We start from the raw sequence: 2,821 nt of genomic DNA on the forward strand, positions 1-2,821 counted from the left end.
GCGCCGACACCTCGGTGAAGGTGATCATCTGCGCCCAGATGTCGGCGCGCTTTCCGGGCGAGAATTGCGGGCCGGATAGCGGCGTGTAGGCGAACCAGCCGATGTCGGGGCCGATGTTGAGAACGAACGCGCCCCACAGCAACAGACCGCCGAACAGGTACATGAAATAGCTGAACGCATTGAGGCGCGGGAACGCGGTGGACCGTGTGCCCAGCATCAACGGGATAATGTAGACCGCGACGCCTTCCATCACCGGCACGGCGAACAGGAACATCATCGTCGAGCCGTGCATGGTGAACAGCTGGTTGTAGCGCTCGGCGCCGATCAGCGCGTTGTCGGGCCGCGCCAGCTGGAGCCGCATCGCCAGCGCAAGCACCCCGCCGAGCGCGAGAAACAGCAGCGCGGTGACGATGTAGCGGCGGCCGATCTCCTTGTGATCGACGGTCGCGAGCCAGCCGATGATCCCGGGCGGACGGCGCCAGGTTGCGTCGAGCCGCGCGGCGAGCTTCTCGCCTTTGAGCCTGGGTCCATCGCGGACGATCTTCTTGCGCTCTTCCGCGAGGCGACGGTTCTCGGCCTCGACGCGCTCGCGCTCGCTCGGCGCCGGGCGGCCCGCCACGCCCTCGAAATCGCCGGCCCGAACGTCCGTCATTTCAGCGTCTCGAGATAAGCGACGACCGCGTGGAGCTGGTCGGGCTCGAGTCCGATCGTCGGCATCTTGCTTCCGGGCTTCAGCGACTGCGGGTCCTCGACCCATCCGTAGAGATTGCCCGTGCCCATCGGCAGCATTCCGGCGGCGATGCTCTTGCGGCTGGCGAGATGGGTGAGGTCCGGACCGACCGTCGCGCTCGCCGGCGTGCCGCCGATGCTGTGGCATGCGCTGCACGGGCCTGTCGTCACATATCGGTAGCCGGCGAGCGCAAGCGGCGTGGCCGGAGCGGGCGCGGGCTGAAGCTGATGATCCCACCATTTGATGAAATCGGGATAGGGTTCGACCACGACGACGAGCGCCATGTGCGCGTGCTGGGTCCCGCAAAATTCGGCGCATTGGCCGCGGAAGATCCCGGTCGTTTTCGGCACGACGGTGATGGCGTTGTTGCGGCCCGGGATGAGGTCCTGCTTGCCGCCGAGGCTCGGCACCCAGAAGCTGTGAATCACGTCGTTCGAGTTGAGATAGATGCGTGTCGGAACGCCGACCGGCAGGTGCAGCTCGTTGGCGGTGTGCAGCATCTTCGACGGCTGGTCGGAGCTGTAGACGATGTCCCACCACCATTGATTGCCGGTGACCGTGACCGCCAGCTTCTCGTCGGTCGCCGCTTTCGCCATCGAGCGGTCGGCGAGGAAGCTGGCGATCGCCAGGGCAGCGAGTCCCACCCCGATCAGCGCGGCCCAGCCGATCAGGGTCGAGCGCATCAGCGGGTGCGATTGGTGATGACGGCCGGTCTCGACGACGTTCGCTTCAGCGGTGCGGCTTCGGCGTGCGATGCCGGCGATCAGGAAGGCGATGACCAGCGCGTACATGAAGGCGCAGACGCCGATGAAGATCCAGAACAGGGTCAGGAACTGCCGGCCCGCGACAGCGGCTCCGCCGAAATCGCTCTGATAATGCTGGTAGGAGCAGGCGCTCAGCAGCAGCGGAAAGACGGCTGCACGAACCTGCGCCCGGATCGTCATTGCGGGACCGCGTCCGAAGCGTTGGTTTCGGGATGCGGCGTCAGCGACTGCGGCGTGCCGGCGCTCATCGATTCCGAGCGGCTCGAAACGGCATCCTTGCTCGGAAGGCCCGACAGCGAGCGCACGTAGGCCGCGAGCTGCCAGATCTGGTCCTCGGTCAACTTGCCGCGCCACGACGGCATTCCGTTCGGCCGGCCCTCGGCGATGGTTGTGGCGATCTGGTCGATGCGCCCGCCGTAGCGCCACTGGTCGTCCATCAGCGGCGGCCCCATTCCGCCGCCGCCGTGGCTGTGGCAGCCGACGCAGTTCATCTGCGTATAGAGCTGCTGGCCGCGGGCGATCGCGTTGGCGTTGTTGTCGTAGAGCCTGGCGCGATAATCGAGCGCGGGCGGGTTGCTGCTGCCGGGGAAAATCGTCGGTGGGCTCATTCCCGCAGGCACCGTTTCGCCGACCGGCTTCGCGCGGCTGTGATGCTCCTCGCGGTCGCACGCGGTGAGCGCGAGCGCGGCCACGCCGAGGATAAGCAGGCTAGCGCGGAAGCGTGAAGACATAGAGCATGCCTCCAGCCGTGGTTTTCGTCGGCAGGTCCTTCATCGCATTGGCGAAGCCGAGCGCGCCGGTCGGATCGCGCGTATCCATTTGCGCGGAGACGACCGCTCCCGCCCAGCCGCCGACGCCGGCGATGACCGCGATATACTGGCGCCCGTCGGGGCCACGGTAGCTGATCGGCTGGCCGATGATCCCGCTGCCCGCCTTGAACTGCCACAGCAATTTGCCGGTGCGCGCGTCGACGGCTTTGAACCAGCCGTCCATCGTCCCGTAGAAGACGAGGCCGCCGGCGGTCACCAGCGCGGGGCTCCAGACGGGGAGGTCTTCCTTGATCTCCCACACCTTGCGGCGATTGATCGGGTCCCAGGCGGTGAACGCGCCGCGGTTGCCGCCCGGCCCGGCGTACATCTTCACGTCGGAACCGACATAAGGCGTTCCGGCGATGTAGTTCGCCTCAGCCGCCCCGAAGTCCATGCAGAGATTGTTGTGGGGGATGTAGACGAGTCCGGTGACCGGGCTGAACGCGGCCGGGTTCCAGTCCTTGAGGCCCGGAGACGCCGGGCAGATGTCTCGCACGACGCGCCCGACCTTCGGGTCC

4 protein-coding genes are annotated in these 2,821 nt (G+C 66.9%); all 4 read right to left on the reverse strand.

Going from position 1 to position 2,821, the window contains the following annotated elements; translation table 11 throughout:
- Positions 1 to 652 (reverse strand): cbb3-type cytochrome c oxidase subunit I (locus tag VFT73_RS10385; protein WP_326410682.1); only part of this gene is annotated, 652 nt, incomplete at its 3' end.
- The gene (gene coxB / locus VFT73_RS10390; protein ID WP_326410683.1) at positions 649 to 1,674 is read right to left on the reverse strand and encodes a cytochrome c oxidase subunit II; all 1,026 of its coding nucleotides are present in this window, start codon (positions 1,672 to 1,674) and stop codon (positions 649 to 651) included. The genes VFT73_RS10385 and coxB, both read right to left, overlap by 4 nt.
- On the reverse strand, positions 1,671 to 2,186 hold the full coding sequence (locus VFT73_RS10395) for a c-type cytochrome (RefSeq protein WP_326410684.1): 516 nt from the start codon (positions 2,184 to 2,186) through the stop codon (positions 1,671 to 1,673). Before VFT73_RS10395 ends, coxB begins: the two co-directional genes overlap by 4 nt.
- A 16-nt stretch (positions 2,187 to 2,202) precedes the next feature.
- Positions 2,203 to 2,821: PQQ-binding-like beta-propeller repeat protein (locus VFT73_RS10400; protein ID WP_326410686.1), on the reverse strand; the 619-nt coding region annotated here is incomplete at its 5' end.

Origin of the sequence: Sphingomonas sp. (assembly GCF_035758555.1) — a bacterium.
Lineage (GTDB): Bacteria > Pseudomonadota > Alphaproteobacteria > Sphingomonadales > Sphingomonadaceae > Sphingomonas_B.

Bases quoted from the DNA above. Each gene is read 5' to 3' on its own strand.
- coxB (WP_326410683.1), bottom strand. From the start codon at position 1,674: ATGACGATCCGGGCGCAGGTTCGTGCAGCCGTCTTTCCGCTGCTGCTG.